General features: G+C 64.4%; 16 protein-coding genes. 5 read left to right on the top strand and 11 right to left on the bottom strand.

Annotated features, from left to right (window positions below):
- Positions 1 to 6 precede the first annotated feature (6 nt).
- The 4 genes from RLDS_RS43145 to RLDS_RS43130 all read right to left on the bottom strand — a co-directional run bounded on the left by RLDS_RS43145 (position 7) and on the right by RLDS_RS43130 (position 3,486).
- Positions 7 to 471, bottom strand: coding sequence for a hemerythrin domain-containing protein (locus RLDS_RS43145; RefSeq protein WP_021226638.1), 465 nt, complete (start codon positions 469 to 471; stop codon positions 7 to 9).
- A 58-nt stretch (positions 472 to 529) separates the two neighbouring features.
- Complete coding sequence (locus tag RLDS_RS43140; RefSeq protein ID WP_021226637.1) at positions 530 to 877, bottom strand: hypothetical protein; 348 nt, start codon at positions 875 to 877, stop codon at positions 530 to 532.
- A 202-nt stretch (positions 878 to 1,079) separates the two neighbouring features.
- The gene (locus tag RLDS_RS43135) at positions 1,080 to 1,949 is read right to left on the bottom strand and encodes a hypothetical protein (protein WP_031298362.1); all 870 of its coding nucleotides are present in this window, start codon (positions 1,947 to 1,949) and stop codon (positions 1,080 to 1,082) included.
- 289 nt (positions 1,950 to 2,238) lie between these two features.
- Positions 2,239 to 3,486 carry a putative DNA modification/repair radical SAM protein gene (locus tag RLDS_RS43130; protein WP_021226635.1) on the bottom strand — a complete coding sequence of 416 codons (1,248 nt, stop codon included), beginning with the start codon at positions 3,484 to 3,486 and terminating at the stop codon, positions 2,239 to 2,241.
- A gap of 133 nt (positions 3,487 to 3,619) precedes the next feature.
- On the opposite strand from RLDS_RS43130, the gene RLDS_RS43125 reads away from it, so the two are divergent.
- Entirely contained in the window at positions 3,620 to 4,777 is a 1,158-nt protein-coding gene (locus RLDS_RS43125) for an FAD-dependent oxidoreductase (protein WP_021226634.1), read from the top strand.
- 9 nt (positions 4,778 to 4,786) lie between these two features.
- On the opposite strand, the gene RLDS_RS43120 is transcribed toward RLDS_RS43125, so the two are convergent.
- From RLDS_RS43120 to dapA, 7 genes are all read right to left on the bottom strand, one after another.
- Complete coding sequence (locus RLDS_RS43120) at positions 4,787 to 5,578, bottom strand: transglutaminase-like domain-containing protein (protein ID WP_021226633.1); 792 nt, start codon at positions 5,576 to 5,578, stop codon at positions 4,787 to 4,789.
- A 478-nt stretch (positions 5,579 to 6,056) separates the two neighbouring features.
- A complete protein-coding gene (gene recA, locus RLDS_RS43115) occupies positions 6,057 to 7,130 on the bottom strand; it encodes a recombinase RecA (RefSeq protein ID WP_021226632.1) in 1,074 nt (357 codons plus the stop codon).
- A gap of 122 nt (positions 7,131 to 7,252) precedes the next feature.
- The gene (locus RLDS_RS43110) at positions 7,253 to 7,609 is read right to left on the bottom strand and encodes a response regulator (RefSeq protein ID WP_021226631.1); all 357 of its coding nucleotides are present in this window, start codon (positions 7,607 to 7,609) and stop codon (positions 7,253 to 7,255) included.
- 84 nt (positions 7,610 to 7,693) lie between these two features.
- Positions 7,694 to 10,117, bottom strand: a complete 2,424-nt coding sequence (locus RLDS_RS43105) for a hybrid sensor histidine kinase/response regulator (protein WP_021226630.1) — start codon at positions 10,115 to 10,117, stop codon at positions 7,694 to 7,696.
- 46 nt (positions 10,118 to 10,163) lie between these two features.
- Positions 10,164 to 10,757: a DUF2062 domain-containing protein gene (locus tag RLDS_RS43100; protein WP_031298360.1), complete on the bottom strand. Its 594-nt coding sequence runs from the start codon at positions 10,755 to 10,757 to the stop codon at positions 10,164 to 10,166.
- On the bottom strand, positions 10,754 to 11,236 hold the full coding sequence (gene smpB / locus RLDS_RS43095) for an SsrA-binding protein SmpB (protein ID WP_021226628.1): 483 nt from the start codon (positions 11,234 to 11,236) through the stop codon (positions 10,754 to 10,756). Before smpB ends, RLDS_RS43100 begins: the two co-directional genes overlap by 4 nt.
- A 90-nt stretch (positions 11,237 to 11,326) precedes the next feature.
- A complete protein-coding gene (dapA, locus tag RLDS_RS43090) occupies positions 11,327 to 12,205 on the bottom strand; it encodes a 4-hydroxy-tetrahydrodipicolinate synthase (protein ID WP_021226627.1) in 879 nt (292 codons plus the stop codon).
- A 99-nt stretch (positions 12,206 to 12,304) separates the two neighbouring features.
- On the opposite strand from dapA, the gene RLDS_RS43085 reads away from it, so the two are divergent.
- The 4 genes from RLDS_RS43085 to RLDS_RS43070 all read left to right on the top strand — a co-directional run.
- Complete coding sequence (locus tag RLDS_RS43085; RefSeq protein WP_021226626.1) at positions 12,305 to 14,380, top strand: lytic transglycosylase domain-containing protein; 2,076 nt, start codon at positions 12,305 to 12,307, stop codon at positions 14,378 to 14,380.
- Between the two features lie 68 nt (positions 14,381 to 14,448).
- Complete coding sequence (gene greB, locus RLDS_RS43080) at positions 14,449 to 14,934, top strand: transcription elongation factor GreB (protein ID WP_021226625.1); 486 nt, start codon at positions 14,449 to 14,451, stop codon at positions 14,932 to 14,934.
- A gap of 97 nt (positions 14,935 to 15,031) precedes the next feature.
- On the top strand, positions 15,032 to 15,847 hold the full coding sequence (locus RLDS_RS43075; RefSeq protein ID WP_021226624.1) for an ImuA family protein: 816 nt from the start codon (positions 15,032 to 15,034) through the stop codon (positions 15,845 to 15,847).
- A partial coding sequence (locus RLDS_RS43070) for a Y-family DNA polymerase (RefSeq protein WP_161626733.1) occupies positions 15,750 to 16,263 on the top strand: 514 nt, incomplete at its 3' end. The genes RLDS_RS43075 and RLDS_RS43070, both read left to right, overlap by 98 nt.

Here is a 16,263-nt window from a genome sequence, read left to right as displayed (position 1 = left end):
CAGGGGTCAGTCCTCGGCCTGGGCGCGCTCCAGTTCGGCCGGTTTGCGCTCGGCAAACTTGGCGCCCAATGTCTTTTCTTCCTCGGCGCTCAGATCCTTCGCCGCGTCGGGGAACATCTCTTCCTCTTCCTCATCGATGTGATGCAGGTAACGCTTCTTCAGCTGCGCGAATGTTTCGCGCCATTCCTTGCCGTTGAAGTCCTGCTCTTCCATCTCTTCCAGATAATCGTCGATTTCCTTATGCTCGGACACGCTATGCTGGGCATCTTCACGTAGGTCGGGGCGAGCCAGCATCGTGGCGTAGAGCGTCTCCTCCTCCGCCGCGGCATGGGCGGTCACTTCGACCTTGAACTGGTCGAACAGCTTTTTCAGCCGCTCATCGTCCCCCTGCGCATCGTCCATCTTCTTGAACAGCTGGCGGTGGCTATCATGATCCTGCTTCAGACGGTGGAATATGGTGGCGTCGGCCATGGTCGCTTCTCCTCTTGTCGAGGGGGAGAACGACGCGCGCGCGGATTGGCTCCGCCTTTCAGCCGAAGAAGAAGCGGAAGATGATGGCGACGGGGATCCACAGCAGCGCGCCGATTATGCAAGCGCCCCAGAGCTGCATCAGGTCGCGGCGAAAGCGCAACGCAAGGCCGCTGTGCGACAGGCCGCTCGCGTCCAGCATCTGCCAGCGGCGCTCCAGCCCCCGCGCCGCCACCGCATAGCCGCCGATCGCGACGATGATGCCCAGATGCAGCGCCAGCGATCCGCCCATTTTCGCGACGATGAAAATCTGCGCCAGGCAAAAGACCACGAGCGCCGCCGCCAGATGGCTGCTGATCCGCTTGGCAAAGCCCTTGCGCTCCGCCCGATGGCCCAATGTCGTCGCCACGACCCGATCTCCTTTGTCCGACCTTGGCAACAGTATTTCGCACAGGCCGCTGTCAATCAACCCGAAATTACGTTGGCGGGTGAGCAAATTGGTGTTTGTCGGATGGCTGGGTTGGGTGGGTTGCGGACTGAGGGATCCTCGCACTGAATTTGCTTTAGCGCAGGCTCAATCGAGCGGCACTACGCGGTAATTACTGGTTTTCTTACTGAGCTATCCCGTCGTCTAAAATCTCAGGTTCGACCTTAGTCGCCACCTTCCGTGATCGCTTCCAGCTTCGGTGCGCCTTCCGCAAAAGCCCGAATTTAGCACTGACCGTTGCATCGATATGCATAGCGACCCGCATTGCATTTTCGGACAGAGTTACAAGCGCGTCCATATCAACGTGGAAAGTCTTGCCTTTGGCGTAGACAAAGCCTTCCACGGCGCCAACGCGACTAATAAAAATATCATTGACGACCCCTCCATTATGAACGTTGATATTTCTAACTTCGACAAAAAGCCGCAAAAGATCCCGTTGACGATCATCTGGGAACATACGAACCCCTAGTCGATCGCTAAAATACCTCTCCATATCAACGAGTCCACCATAAGAAAGTTCGTTTATCTTTCTATCTATTATAAACTCAATCAAATCCTTGTATTTATTGAAGCGAAGTATATCCTCTATTTTTATTGTTTGCGATGATGCAATTATATCCGGACGTTTTAAAGCTGCTGAATTAATAATAGCAGAAAAGTAGCGTTGGAACGCATTTACGATGCCATTAGTTAGGTTGTGCGACTGAACCGTAGAATGCTTTTTTAATTGATCCAACATCACGTCGGGCTGAGCTATGCTTCTCTCATATTGCTCCCGTTTTACCGGATCGCTTTCACCGGTCAGCAAAGCCTTAGAAGCTGTGACACGAGCGTCGTCGGCTTTGGCGACAAGATGGATAACGAAGAAAAACAGATCTAGATTGGTGAAATATTCGCCAAGAAAACGACTAAACGCATCGGTGCAAACCGTGTCATGGTCTGGATAAAACACATCCCCGAACGGCGCTGACTTTGATCGCTTTGGATTCTTCATTGAGGCTTGCTAGCACATTGCGGGGAGCGCGAAAGGCCATCCTGCATGCTTGGCCAGCCTATGGGGCCGCCTCGGTAATGCAGTGCCACGTCTTGACCGACTGCAAATGGTCGCTCCAGACCATCCTGTCCTGAACGAGGAGGTGGCTGGCTGTAGGCCAGACGGAGGGGTGTCCCCCTCTCGATAGGGTTATACTTTTCCATCCTTTCGTGGCCCCTCTCCCCTTGCAGGCGAGGACCCCACCGCCGCTCTTGACCGATTGCCGACCATCCCAAACTGATCTCCGCACCTACGCCGCAAACAGATCCAGTTGCTTGGCGGGCGGAGCCAGCCGCGCGCGCAGGTCGGCGCTGTCGGTCAGAGTCATCGGCCGCCAGTCCGCCGCCACCAGGAAAGGCCGCAATTTGGTGATGGAGACGGTCAGTCGCGCCACATCCTCCAGCCGCAGCCGCCGGTGCCGACGGCTGGCGAGGATGCGGTCCACCGCCTTCACCCCCAGCCCCGGCACGCGCAGCAGCGCCTCGCGCGGGGCGCGGTTGACGTCGACCGGGAAATGGGCGCGATGGTTGAGCGCCCAGGCGAGCTTGGGATCGATGTCGAGCGGCAGGCATCCGGTCGCCGCATCGGTCGCCGCCGCGATCTCCTGCGCGTCATAGCCATAGAAACGCATCATCCAGTCCGACTGGTACAGCCGATGCTCGCGTAGCAATGGCGGTCGCTTGAGCGGCAGCACCGCGCTGGGCGATGGGATCGGCGAAAAGGCGCTGTAATAGACGCGGCGCAGCCGATGCCGGTCATAAAGGCTGCTCGCGCGCGTGATGATGGCGCGATCATCCGCCGCATCGGCCCCCACGATCATCTGCGTCGATTGGCCCGCCGGCGCGAAGCGGGGCGCGTGCCGATATTTGCGCCGCGCCTCGCCCTTGTCCTCCATTTCGCTCCGCAGATGACGCATTGCGCCTTCGATCCGCGCGCCGTCCTTCTCCGGCGCCAGCCGCTTGAGCCCCCCTTCCGTCGGCAATTCGACATTGATCGACAGCCGGTCGGCGTGCAGCCCCGCCTGCCGCAGCAGGTCGGGGTCAGCGTCGGGGATGGTCTTCAAATGGATATAGCCGCGAAAATCATGATCTTCGCGCAGCGACCGGGCGACCTCGACCATCTGCTCCATCGTATAGTCGGACGACCGGATGATGCCCGATGAAAGGAACAGCCCTTCGATATAATTGCGGCGATAGAAATTGAGCGTCAGGTCCACCACTTCCCTGGCGGTGAACCGCGCCCGTCGCACATCGCTCGACCGACGATTGATGCAATAATGGCAGTCGAAGATGCAGCTGTTGGTCAGCAGGATCTTAAGCAGCGATATGCATCGGCCATCGGGCGCATAGGCGTGACAAATGCCCATGCCCTCGGTCGATCCGATCCCCTTGCCCCCGCGCGAATCCCGCTTCGCCGTGCCCGACGACGCGCAGGACGCATCATATTTGGCGGCGTCGGCCAATATTTCGAGTTTCTGCCGGGTGGACATTTGCGCCATGATGTTCCTTTTATGTTCGTGCGGCCGGCTTGTCCATGATCTGGGTTGTGTCGCGGCATTTTGTCGCGAACAGTGCGGCGGAATATGACCGGCTCCTTCGTTGATGACGGGGGCGCGACGAGAAGGGGTGATCATGGACAGACGGCATTTTCTGCGCGCGGGCCTGGGCGCTGGCGCAGTGTCGCTGATGGCCGCGCGGGCGGGGGCCGCGTCGCCCTTCAACGCCCTCGCCGGGGTCGAACCGATCCGCGCCAGCGTGGACCGCATCTTTCGCACCACTGTGTGCCTGCGACCTTTTCGCGCCGCCGGCCCGCGCATCGAGGTGGAGCAGGTCGGGCGCAAGCGGGTCGTCCACAATTACGGCCATGGCGGCAGCGGCTGGTCGTTGAGCTGGGGATCGGCGCAGCTGGCGGTGCCGCTCGCCATGGACGATGGTGTGCGCGACATTGCGGTCATCGGCGCGGGTGCGCTCGGCCTCACTGCGGCACTGACGGCGCAGCGGGCCGGTGCGCGCGTCACCATCTACGCCAAGGAGCAATTTCCTGATGTCCGCTCCGCCCGCGCCACCGGCACCTGGTCGCCCGACAGCCGCATCGCGATGGCGGGCGCGGTCGATGCCGGGTTCGCCGACCGGTGGGAGACGATGGCGCGCGCCTCCTTTGCCCACTATCAGAGCTTCCTTGGCCTGCCGGGCGCCCCGGTCGAATGGACAGACCGTTATATCCTTTCGGATGCGCCAGCCGCAGCTCCGACCATCGCGCAAGTGCCACCTGCGCCCGAACGCCACGACGATTTTCTCCGTCTGGACGGGCGGCTGCGCGATATCACGCCGCATTCGGTCGAGCTGCCGCGCGGCGCGCACCCCTTTCGCGCCGACCGTGTCCGCCGCAATTCGTCGCTCACCTTCAATGTCGCGGATCTTGCCCATCAATTGACCAGCGATTTCCTGATCGCTGGCGGACGGATCGAACCGCGTGTCTTTCACGCGCCCGGTGATCTTGCCGCGCTTCGGGAAAAATCCATCATCAACTGCACCGGCTATGGCGCACGGGCTCTATGGCGCGATGACAGCATCGTGCCGGTGCGCGGCCAGATCGCCTGGCTGATCCCGCAGCCCGGCGCGACCTTTGGCGTCTATTATCGCGGCATCGCGCTGCTCGCGCGGCGCGATGGCATCGTCGTGCAGCCGGTCGGTCAGGATGACTGGTTCGGCTATGGCGACGCCAATGAAACGCCCGATCCCGCCGCCGCGCGCGCGGCGGTGGAGGAGGTTGCCACCTGGTGGGCCTGACCGCTCCGGTCAGTCCTCGTCGGGCAGGCGACTGACGCGGATCGACTGTGCATTCATCTGCGCTCCGCCAAAGATGGTCATGAAGGCGATGTCGGTCGCATCGCGCCCCACCGCGATCCGCGCCATCGTCTCGACCGGAGCCAGCCCCGTCGCATCGATGAGGTGCCAGGCACCGTCCAGCCACACTTCCACCACCGCATGGAAATCGGGCGGGTCGAGATCGAGCGCATAGACCGACACCAGCCGCGCGGGAATGTCGCGCGACCGGATCAGGGCGGCGGTCAGATGCGCAAAGTCCCGGCACACGCCCTGCTGCGCGACGAAGGTGTCGGCTGCGGTCGTAGTGATCATGGAACTGCCCGACACATAGGCGACATTGTCGCGCACCCAGTCCACCAGCGCCTGCACCAGCGCGCCGCCGTCCAGATCGGGAAAATGACCACCGACGAAACTGCCGAAACGGTCGGCCTCGCAATAGCGGCTGGGCCAGATGAAGGGCAGCACGTCCTCGGGCAGGCTGGGCAGGGGACTGCGCGGCAGGTGGCGGATCTCGACCGGCGCGCGGTCGATGTCCAGCGTCGCACGATAGGTGCTGACCATGCGGCCCGTGCCGGTGCGGGTCCAGGTCCGCCGGCCGACGCCGCTGCCGCCGACCTTGTTGGTCAGCGGGCCTGCATTGTCGATGATATGCGACTGGTTCAGCACACGCTGGTCGGGCACGGCGGCGGCCTCGACGGCGAGCAGCACGTCGGTCGGGCAGGCAAAGTCATAGTCTAGGATCGCTTCGATCGCGATGCGCATGGGGGATGATCCGAATTTGGAGAGCGGGCGCGAATCGGCCCGTGCCGCGCAGCTTCGCCGTCCCGCAGGCATGGCGCAAGCGCATTAGCGATGGCAGGTGGGAGAGGGCGGTGACGGGCGTCCTCATTTTGCGGTTGGCGGTGTGCAAAAAGGGGGGCGACTGGAGCGTTGCCCGAGGGGACGAGGGCCGGCTTCGATTGCCAAAAGCTGGAACTGCGTCGAGCATGCGCCGCCGCCGCTATCCCAAGAATCTCTCGCCTGCGCCCGTAGGTGCGGCCGCTGACGCGAACACTACACCGTTCTTTCGACAAAAGTGGCCATCGCTTTGCCAAGTGCTGGGACATCGTCCGCCGGGCAAACGGTAAAAGGCCCGCAGCGCGCAGGGAAGCGCGGCGGGCCTTTTCGGTGCGTGATGCGCCAGGCGGGCGAGCATGGGCGAAGGGCGCGCGGGCTGATCCGGCCAGCGCCCCCATTCGGCTTATTCGCCATCATCCTCCGCATCGGGTCCGGTCATCATCCCGTCGGCCACTTCCTCGGTCTTGCCGCGGATCGCCTTTTCCAGACGTTCGGCCAGTTCGGGATGTTCTTTCAGATAGGTTTTGGCGTTTTCCCGGCCCTGGCCGATGCGGATCGAATCGTAGGAGAACCAAGCGCCCGATTTCTCGACCAGTCCCGCCTTCACGCCGATGTCCAGCAATTCGCCGATCTTGGAAATGCCCTCGCCATACATGATGTCGAATTCGACCTGCTTGAACGGCGGAGCGACCTTGTTCTTGACCACCTTCACCCGGGTCGCGTTGCCCACGACGTCGTCGCGATCCTTGATCTGGCCGGTGCGGCGAATATCGAGCCGGACCGAGGCGTAGAATTTGAGCGCATTGCCGCCGGTCGTGGTTTCCGGATTGCCGTACATCACGCCGATCTTCATGCGCACCTGGTTGATGAAGATCACCATGCATTTGGAGCGGGAGATGGAGCCGGTCAGCTTGCGCAGCGCCTGGCTCATCAGCCGCGCCTGCAAACCGACATGGCTGTCGCCCATCTCACCCTCGATCTCCGCGCGAGGCACCAGCGCCGCGACCGAATCGATCACCAATATGTCGATCGCGTTCGACCGCACCAGCGTGTCGACGATTTCCAGCGCCTGTTCGCCGGTATCGGGCTGCGACACGATCAGTTCGTCGATGTCGACGCCCAGCTTCTTGGCATAGGCGGGGTCCAGCGCATGTTCCGCGTCGACGAACGCCGCCGTCCCGCCGGCCTTCTGCGCTTCGGCAATAGCGTGCAGCGTCAGCGTCGTCTTGCCCGAGCTTTCCGGCCCGTAAATCTCGATGATACGGCCCTTAGGCAGGCCGCCAATGCCCAGCGCAATATCCAGACCCAGCGATCCGGTCGAAATGGATTCGATCTCGATCTTCTCGCGCGACCCCAGCTTCATCGCCGAGCCCTTGCCAAAAGCGCGGTCGATCTGGGCGAGCGCGGCATCCAATGCTTTTTGTCTGTCCATATTCCCCGTCTTCTTGGAATCGATAAGTTGGAGCATTGCGGTCATCGGCCCATCCCCTGTCAAGCGGATCGCGCCGAGTCTGCCGGCGCTGGACGATGATGTATCCCATTTGTTCTCATGGAACAAGAGGGGAACGGAATTTTCCTATCAGGCGGAGAGTCTGCGCCCTAATTCCCCACGATCCGGCCCAAGGCGCGTTCCACCGCGCCCATGGTGAAGGGCTTGGCCAGCGTCGGCCGATCGGCATGGGCGGGCGGCAGGTCGTCGGCCATGCCCCCCGTCGCAAAGGCGAAGGGAATGCCCGCCTGCGCCAGTATGTCGGCGATCGGCCAGCTTTTCTCGCCCTGCAAATTGCAATCTAGCAGCGCGCCGTCGAAACCGCCCTGACGCGCCTGCTCGCACCCTTCATCCACCGTCGCGACCAGCGCGTGCAGCCGGTAGCCGAGCGCGTCGAGATAATCTTCGAGCATCATGCCGATCATCGCTTCATCTTCGACGACGAGGATGGATTTTGCCTCGGACATGCCTGTTTCCTTTGTTCGACCGGGCGCTTCGCTAGCCCAATGGCGCGCGCTTGCCCAGCCCCCATGCCCTGACCGGTCGCAAGATCATTCCGCCGCCCGATGCATCGCCATCGTGTCGCGCGCCGCCTGCGCCAACTGATTGACGGAAAAAGGCTTGGGCAGGAAGGCGACATTGGCGATGTCGATCGACTTGCGCAGCTGTTCCTCGGCATAGCCGGACATGAACAGCACCGGCAGATGCGGGTGGCTGACGCGCGCGCGCGCCACCATCGCCGGTCCATCCATATTGGGCATGACGACGTCGGAGATCAGCAGGTCGATATCGTCATGCGCGGCCAGCACCTCCAGCCCCTGTTCCCCATCATTGGCGGTCAGCACCGTATAGCCCTGGCGCGTCAGCGCGCGCTCGGCGACCGCGCGCACCATATCCTCGTCCTCGACCAGCAATATGGTGCCCGATCCCCATGTTTCGGCGCGCTTCACCGGCTCGCGCGCCGGCGCCTCCTGCTGCGCGTCGGCGCCCGAATAGACCGGCAGATAGATGACGAAGCTCGCCCCGCGGCCCAGTTCGGATTCGGCGAAGATATAGCCGCCCGACTGTTTGACGATGCCATAGACGGTGGACAGGCCCAGGCCCGTGCCCTTGCCCAATTCCTTGGTGGTGAAGAAAGGCTCGAAAATCTTGGCCAATATATCGGGCGGAATGCCCAGGCCCGTGTCCGACACGCGCAGCGCGGTATAGTCGCTGACGGGCAGGATCTGCTGACGCATCTCGCGCGCCTTGGCGGCGGGCACGGCATAGGTCTGGATGTTGAGCGTGCCGCCTTCGGGCATGGCGTCGCGCGCATTGACGGCCAGGTTGACGATCACCTGTTCCAGCTGCCCCGGATCGGCCCGCACCGCGCCCAGATTGCGGCCATGGCTGACCTCCAGCCGGACATTTTCGCCCAGCAGCCGCTTCAACAGGTTCGACACGTCCGACACGATGTCGGGCAATTGCAGGATTTGCGGCCGCAACGTCTGCTGCCGGGAAAAGGCGAGCAGCTGCCGCGTCAGCCCCGCCGCGCGATTGCTGTTCGACTTGACCTGCTGGATGTCGTCATAATCGCTGTCGCCCGGCACATGGCGCATCAGCATCAGGTCGCAATGGCCGATGATGGCGGTCAGGATATTGTTGAAATCATGCGCCACGCCGCCCGCCAGCTGGCCGATCGCCTGCATCTTGGTGGCCTGCGCCACCTGCCGCTTGAGCTTGCTTTCCTCGCTATTGTCCTTGAGCGACAACAGCACCGCCGCCTCGCCCAGGCCGCGCACCCCCGCCAGGCTGAGCGCGGTCGGTTCGTCGGGCTGGTCGCGCATGCGCACGACGATATCGCCCGACATTTGCGGGCCGACGGCAAAGCGCCGCACCGCGTCCGCCACCGCCGCCTGGTCCTCACGCGCGACCAGATCGCCGGGATAGCTGGGCTTGTCCCCGGATTTAAGGCCTGCGGCGCGGGCGAACGCCTTGTTGACGAACAGGATGCGCCCGTCGCGATCCGCCATCGCCAGGCCAAAGGGCAGCAGCGACAGCAGGGTTTCGATATAGGACAGCGCCGATGTGCCCCCGCCGCCGGTCGGCTCGTCGATCAGCAGCAACAGCATCGGTCCGTCCTGCACCGTCGCCTGCGTCGCGCCCGGCTGGCTCGCGCGGCGCAGCGGCACCTGAAGCAGCCGCAGCGGCAACCCGCCATTTTCCTCGCGCGCCAGGAACAACCGGCCCTTGTCGTCCACCCGCATATGCGCGGCGAAATCGCGACCGGTGATATTGGCGTCGATCCGGCCCGCCGCGCGCAGCAGGAAGGCGCCATTGGCCGCGCGAATGCGCCCTTCGCCGCCGATCATCACCGCCATGATGCCCGCTTCGCCCAATTGCCGCCCGGCTTCCCCGGCCAGGAAGCGATGGACATCGTCCAGCGCGCTTGGCTGCCGCACCGGGGTGAAGCGCCACAGCAGATAATCCTCGGTTCGCCCGGTGCGGGCAATGTCGACATCCAGCCGCAGCGCCCCCATCGCCAGCCCTTCCAGCTTGCCGTCGCCGTCGCGCCAGGCGGCGCGCGCGGCCTGCGAGAGGCTTTCGGTCAGACCTGCGTCATTGCTGACGCCCGGTGGCGTGGGATAGCCGGGAAACCATTCGCCGAACAGGTCGCTGGCGCACACCAGCCGGCCCGACCGGTCGGTGACGGCGATGGCGATGTTGGACGCGTCGGCGGCGGCGCGCGCGACCGTCCAGTCGGGCGTCGCCTCACGGTCCGCCAGCGCCGGCGCGGTGAGGTGGCGATACCAGCGCATCAGCGCTGCAATGGCGATCACGCTTGCGGCAAAGCCCGCCGCCAGCACCGCATCGCCCGCCGCATAGAGGATAAGGCCTGCCGACAGCAATGCCGCGCCCAGCAGCATCGGCAGGACAAAGGGCGACGGTGGCTGGCCCAGCCACGCTTCATCGTCCGTCTTCAGCCGTGCCGCCATGACCGGCCAACCCCCTGCATCGCCATCGAAACCTGCGGGCGCGACGTCAGACGCCGGCCGCCTTCTCCAATGGCCCGCTTTGATGGACCTTGCCAATCCTCAATTTGCGCGCCTGCCATTTGCGGCCCATGCGATGGCGCCAGAACCAGTCGGCCGCGACATAGCCGATCGCGGTGCACGCCAGCGAAATGATCAACAGGCCGATCAGCATGGCGGGCGCCGCTTCCGACACCAGCCAGGCGCTCCATTCGCGCACGCTCGCATGTCCATCGACCAGCGCCATGAAACCCGACGCGTCCGCGCTGCGCCCCAGCATCCAGTTGCCCAGCCACACCGACGCCATCAGGATCAGCGGCGTCGTCGCCGGGTTGGACAGGAATGTCATGGCGGCGGCGACCGGGATATTGGCGCGGAAAGGCAGCGCCAGCAGCGCCGCGCCCGCAATCTGCACGCCCGGGATCATCAGGAATATGCCGACGAACAGGCCCAGCGCCACGCCGCGCGGCACCGACCGGCGGGTAAAGCGCCACAGCGACGGCTCCAGCACGCGGTGCGCGACCGGGGCGAGGATGCGACTGCGCTCCATCGACTCGCGGGTCGGGCAATTGGCGTGCCACCAGCGGGTCAACCGGCTCATCAGCTATGCGCCTTCATGATGCGCTGTTGGTCGCGCTTCCAGTCGCGTTCCTTGATCGTCTCGCGCTTGTCATGGGTCTTCTTGCCCTTGGCCAGCGCCAGCTCGACCTTCACCTTGCCCCGGCTGTTGAAATACAGCGCCAGCGGCACCAGCGTCATGCCCTTGCGGTCGACCGCGCCGTGCATCCGGGCGATTTCCCGTTCATGCAGCAACAATTTGCGGGGCCGCTTGGATTCATGATTGAACCGGTTGCCATGGCTGAATTCGGGGATGTTGCTGTTGACCAGCCACACCTGGTTGCCCTTCACCTCGGCATAGCTTTCGGCGATATTGCCTTCGCCAAAGCGCAGCGATTTGACCTCGGTGCCTTGCAGGGCGATGCCGGCCTCGAACACATCCTCCAGGAAATATTCGAACTTCGCGCGCCGGTTTTCGGCGACGATCTTCTTCTTGTCGAAGGTTTCGGGGCGGGGGCGGGCCATTATTCTCTACTTCATTCCGTTCGGTTCGAGCCTGTCGCTTACCCTGTCATTCCGGTTCCCGACAGGTTCGGACCGAACGGATGTAGGGTTTTAGACCAGTCCCGCAATCTCCAGCGCCCGGTCCACCGCCGCCCGGCTCGATTCCGACGGCCAGGTGATGGGCAGTCGAACGTCGCCGGGCATGTCGGGGCGAACCCGCGTGAGGGCATATTTAACCGGGCCGGGTGAAGAATCGCTGAACAGGGCATCGTGCAGCGGATAGAGACGATCCTGAAGCGCCAATGCGCCATCCCAGTCATGGCGGGCCATCGCGGACTGGAAATCGGCGCACAGGCGCGGCGCGACATTGGCGGTGACGCTGATGCATCCCTTGCCGCCCATCGCGTTGAATCCCAATGCCGTTTCGTCATTGCCCGACAGTTGGCAGAAGTCCGGGCGGCAGGCCAGACGCTGCGCGGTGACCCGCCCCAGATTCCCGGTCGCGTCCTTGATGCCGATGATGGTCTGGAATTCCTCCGACAGGCGGTGGATCACCGGCACGCCGATGTCGGTGATGGTGCGGCTGGGCACATTATAGAGGATGATGGGCAGGTCGCAGCGTTCGGCCAGATAGGCGAAATGGCGATAGACGCCCTCCTGATTGGGCTTGTTGTAATAAGGCGCGACCACCAGCGCCGCATCCGCGCCCGCGCCCTGCGCTGCATACATATGGTCGAGCGCGATGCGCGTGTCGTTGGACCCGCAGCCCGCGATCACCGGCACGCGGCCCGCCGCCTGGTCGACGCAGATGGCGATGACGCGATTATGCTCCTCCACCGTCATCGTCGCGCTTTCGCCGGTCGTCCCGCACGGCACCAATGCGCTCGATCCTTCCGCAATCTGCCAGTCGACGAACGCGCGAAAGGCGGCCTCGTCGATCGTCCCGTCGCGGAACGGGGTGACCAGAGCCGGAATCGAGCCCGAAAACATGATGAAACTCCTTCAAATCTCCGGGCTGCCGGGGCATGATGGGACAAGCGGCGCGCTATAGCGCGTCATTCAGGGCCTGATAAGGACGCAAATGCGATTATGTCCAGCATGCGCACCCCTCCTCCTGTCGAAAGTTATCTGATCCGCATGCCGATTATTGCCTTGTTGCTGATGACCGCTGGCGCCAGCGCCCAGCCCGAAGACACCGCGCCTCCTGCGCCTTCGGGTGCGATGGTGCAGCCGGTGCCGCCCGAATATGGTCAGCCCAGCCAGTGGAACCGGGTTCAGGCGCAAATCGGGCAGCCCACCGACGGCTCGATCGCCGGAACGATCAGCCAGTGGCGCGCCCTGCAACAAAGCGATGGGCTGGGCTTTGCGCCTTATGCCAGCTTCATCATGGCCAATCCGGGCTGGCCGGGCGAAGACCGGATGCGCCGCCTCGCTGAAACCGGTATCAATCCCGATAGCTATTCGCCCGCGCAGGTCATCGCCTTCTTCGCGCAGTTCCCGCCGCGCACGCCCGTGGGCCATGCCCGCAACGCGGTGGCGCTGATGCAATTGGGGCGGATGGACGAAGCGCGAATCGCCGCGCGCAACGCCTGGACCGGCGGCACGCTGCAACCCAGCGACGAATCGCGGCTGCTTTCGCTGTTCGGATCGGCCTTCACGCCTGCCGACCATGATCTGCGCGCCGACATGCTGCTCTGGAATGGCGACATTGCCGGCGCGATGCGGATGCTGCCCTATGTCAGCGCCGCGCGCCGCCCGGTCTTTTCCGCGCGCATCGCCTTCAAGCGCAAGGCGCCCGAAGCGACCGCGCTGATGCAGTCGGCCGATGCGATGGGCGCGGCCGATGCCGGCTATGTGGCTGACAAGGCGGTCTGGCTGCGCGACAGCGGCAACTGGATCGCCGCGCGCCAATATCTCGCCAACCGCCCCGCCGCCACCTATCGCCCCGGCGATCCGGAGGAATTTTACGAAGTGCTGCTCAATCACGCGCGCAGCGCGGCGAATGACAGCCAGTGGAGCTTTGCCTGGGGCATCGCCAGCAAGATTGACGACGCCGTGCCGCCCGGCTCCGACGTCAGTGATCAGCCGATCGGCGTGCGCGACGATTATACCAGCCTTGCCTGGCTGGCGGGTACCACCGCCTTCTACAATCTCAACCGTCCCTCGGACGCGGTTGGCATGTTCCGCCGTTATGCCGACGCGGCCAAATCGCCCCAGACCCGGTCGAAGGGCTATTATTGGGCCGGCCGCGCCGCCCTGTCGGCGGGCGACAGCGCCAGCGCGAACAGCTATTTCGCCCAGGCCGCCAATTATGGCGACCAGTTCTACGGCCAGCTGGCGCTCGAACGGCTCGGCCGTCCGGTGCCCGCGCCCGCCACGGTCGAACGGCCGGTGGCGATCTCCGCGGCCGAACGCGCGGCGTTCAACAACCGCTCGGTCGTGCGCGCGGTCAAGGCGCTGGGGCAGATGGGCTATTGGGCCGACCAGAGCAAATTCGCCCGCGCCATCGCCAATAATGCCGACAGCGACACCGATCATTTCCTTGCCGCCGAACTGGCGCAGCAGATCAACCGCCCGGACATGAGCGTGATGGTCGGCCGCCGCGCCGTGTCCAGCGGCCTTACCGGCTATGGCGACAGCGCCTTTCCGCGGGTGCCGGTGCCCAGCCAGGCGCAATATAACTGGACCATGGTCCACGCCATCGCCCGGCAGGAAAGCCAGTTCGACAAGCAGATCGTCAGCCATGCCGGCGCGCGCGGCCTGATGCAGCTGATGCCCGGCACCGCGCGCGAACAGGCGGGGAAGCTGGGGCTGAGCTATGATCCCGCCTCCCTCAATGATCCCAGCTATAACATCATGCTGGGGTCGGGCTATTTCCAGCGCATGCTCGATTATTATGGCGGCAGCTATCCGCTTGCGGTGGCGGCCTATAATGCCGGGCCGGGCAATGTGAACAAATGGATCAGGGCCAATGGCGATCCGCGCCTGCCAGGGTCGGACATATTGCGCTGGATCGAGAATATCCCGATCTACGAAACGAAAAATTATGTCCAGCGCGTGCTCGAAAACGCTGTCGTCTATGAAGCCATGAACCCGGAACGCGCCAAATTCCGCGGCAGCAATGCAGTGCTCAGCCGCTATCTGGGCAAGCAGACGCCGGGCTGAAGCCTCTAGAAGGAGTCGGGACGCCCATCTCGACTCCGCTCCGCCCGAACGGCTAGGAGGGGGCGGCCATGGCCACCCCTTATCCCAATTACATCACGCCCGAAGGCTTCGCGAAGCTGCGCGCGGACTATGACCATCTGCTCGGCGTCGAACGCCCCCGCATCGTCGAAGTCGTCAGCTGGGCGGCTGGCAATGGCGACCGCAGCGAAAATGGCGACTATCTCTATGGGCGCAAGCGGATGCGCGAAATCGACGGGCAGCTAAAGCGCCTGTCAAAGAAAATGAAGGACGCCAAGGTCGTCGATCCCCGGCATCAGCCAGACAAGAGCCGTGTCTATTTCGGCGCGACCGTCACCATCGCGGATGAAGACGACAATCATCGCACCGTCACCCTCGTCGGCAATGACGAAACCGATGTCGACGCCGGCCGCATCGGCTGGGGTTCTCCCATTGCCCGCGCCCTGCGCGGCGCGGCGGTCGGCGACCTTCGCCGCGTGATGTTGCCGGCAGGCGAACGCGACTATGAAGTCATGGCGATCCGCTATCCCGACTGAATAAACGCCGATTTTGCGCGCGCCCGCTCTTTTGCGAAAGAGCATCCATTGACTCGCGCCGTTCCTGCGCAGAAAAAGAACATAACAGGAACATGCAATGGTCGAGTCGATTCCCAGCCTCGCCGCGCTCAGGCGGCATATCGCCTCGCTGGACCGGGCGCCAGCGCGGGACAGGTGCGTCCGCTTCGCCACCGGCCATGGTCCGCTCGACGCGATGCTGGGCGGCGGACTTGCGCGTGGGCGCGTGCACGAACTGTTCGGTGCGGGCGGGGAGGAGGGGGCGGCGACCGGCCTTGCGCTGCTTTGGGCGCAGCTGGCGGGTCGGGACGCGCCCTTGCTGTGGCTGCGCAGCGACGGCGCGGCACGGATCGGCGGCCTTCCCTATGGACCCGGCCTCGCCGCGCTCGGCCTTGATCCGGCGCGCCTGCTGCTGGGGGTGATGCGTGATGACGCCATGTTGCTGCGTGCGGCGGTCGATGCGCTGCGCTGTCCGGCGCTGGGCGGGCTGGTGATGGAATTGCGCGGCCGCGCGCCCTTGCTCGACCTGACCGCCAGCCGCCGGCTGGCGCTGGCGGCCGAAGCGTCGGGCGTCACCGCGCTGCTGCTGCGAATCGACGGCGCGCCGGTGCCCAGCGCAGCGGACACGCGCTGGCAGGTGGCGGCCGCCCCGTCCGCGCCGTTGCCGGGCAACGCGCCGGGACACAGCGCCTTTGACCTCACCCTGCTGCGCCGCCGGGCGGGACCGGACGGACAGGCATGGCGGCTGGTGTGGGACACGGAAAGACGATGTTTTGGAGATGCGGGCGATGAACGCCATGGCGATGGACGGGATCGGGCAGACGCAGCCACGCCGCTATCTGGCGCTGGGCTTCCCCTTCCTGCCGATCGACCGGCTGCGGGTCGCGCGGCCTGACCTCTGGGCCGCGGGCGAAGGGCCGGCGGTGGTGGCGGACATGGTGCGCGGCGCGATGCGGCTGGGGTGCATCGATGCGGACGGGCTGGCGATCGGTCTGACGCCGGGCATGACGCTGGCCGACGCGCGCGCGCGCGAACCGGATCTGCGCGTCTTTGAAGCAGACCCCCATGCCGACCAGGACTGGCTGGAACGGCTGTGCGACGGCTGCGCCCGTTATACCCCCAATGCCGCGCCCGATGGCGTCGATGGGCTGATGCTCGACATCAGCGGCTGCGGCCATTTATGGGGCGGCGACGACGCGCTGGCCGCGGACGTGGTAGAACGGCTGGAGCGGCACGGGCTGCGCGTCCGCCACGCCATCGCCTCCAGTCCGGAGGCTGCCCGCGCGCTCGCCCGCTTTCCCGGCCCACCCG

This window comes from Sphingobium lactosutens DS20, from assembly GCF_000445105.1.
In the GTDB taxonomy this organism is placed as follows: Bacteria; Pseudomonadota; Alphaproteobacteria; order Sphingomonadales; family Sphingomonadaceae; genus Sphingobium; species Sphingobium lactosutens.
This window is presented reverse-complemented; position numbering and strand designations above follow the sequence as displayed.

Excerpts from the sequence above, each read along its gene's own strand:
- RLDS_RS43145 (WP_021226638.1), bottom strand. The coding sequence starts at position 471 with ATGGCCGACGCCACCATATTCCACCGTCTGAAGCAGGATCATGATAGC.
- RLDS_RS43135 (WP_031298362.1), bottom strand. The coding sequence starts at position 1,949 with ATGAAGAATCCAAAGCGATCAAAGTCAGCGCCGTTCGGGGATGTGTTT.
- RLDS_RS43130 (WP_021226635.1), bottom strand. The coding sequence starts at position 3,486 with ATGGCGCAAATGTCCACCCGGCAGAAACTCGAAATATTGGCCGACGCC.
- RLDS_RS43125 (WP_021226634.1), top strand. The coding sequence starts at position 3,620 with ATGGACAGACGGCATTTTCTGCGCGCGGGCCTGGGCGCTGGCGCAGTG.
- RLDS_RS43120 (WP_021226633.1), bottom strand. The coding sequence starts at position 5,578 with ATGCGCATCGCGATCGAAGCGATCCTAGACTATGACTTTGCCTGCCCG.
- recA (WP_021226632.1), bottom strand. The coding sequence starts at position 7,130 with ATGACCGCAATGCTCCAACTTATCGATTCCAAGAAGACGGGGAATATG.
- RLDS_RS43110 (WP_021226631.1), bottom strand. The coding sequence starts at position 7,609 with ATGTCCGAGGCAAAATCCATCCTCGTCGTCGAAGATGAAGCGATGATC.
- RLDS_RS43105 (WP_021226630.1), bottom strand. The coding sequence starts at position 10,117 with ATGGCGGCACGGCTGAAGACGGACGATGAAGCGTGGCTGGGCCAGCCA.
- smpB (WP_021226628.1), bottom strand. The coding sequence starts at position 11,236 with ATGGCCCGCCCCCGCCCCGAAACCTTCGACAAGAAGAAGATCGTCGCC.
- dapA (WP_021226627.1), bottom strand. The coding sequence starts at position 12,205 with ATGTTTTCGGGCTCGATTCCGGCTCTGGTCACCCCGTTCCGCGACGGG.
- RLDS_RS43085 (WP_021226626.1), top strand. The coding sequence starts at position 12,305 with ATGTCCAGCATGCGCACCCCTCCTCCTGTCGAAAGTTATCTGATCCGC.
- greB (WP_021226625.1), top strand. The coding sequence starts at position 14,449 with ATGGCCACCCCTTATCCCAATTACATCACGCCCGAAGGCTTCGCGAAG.
- RLDS_RS43075 (WP_021226624.1), top strand. The coding sequence starts at position 15,032 with ATGGTCGAGTCGATTCCCAGCCTCGCCGCGCTCAGGCGGCATATCGCC.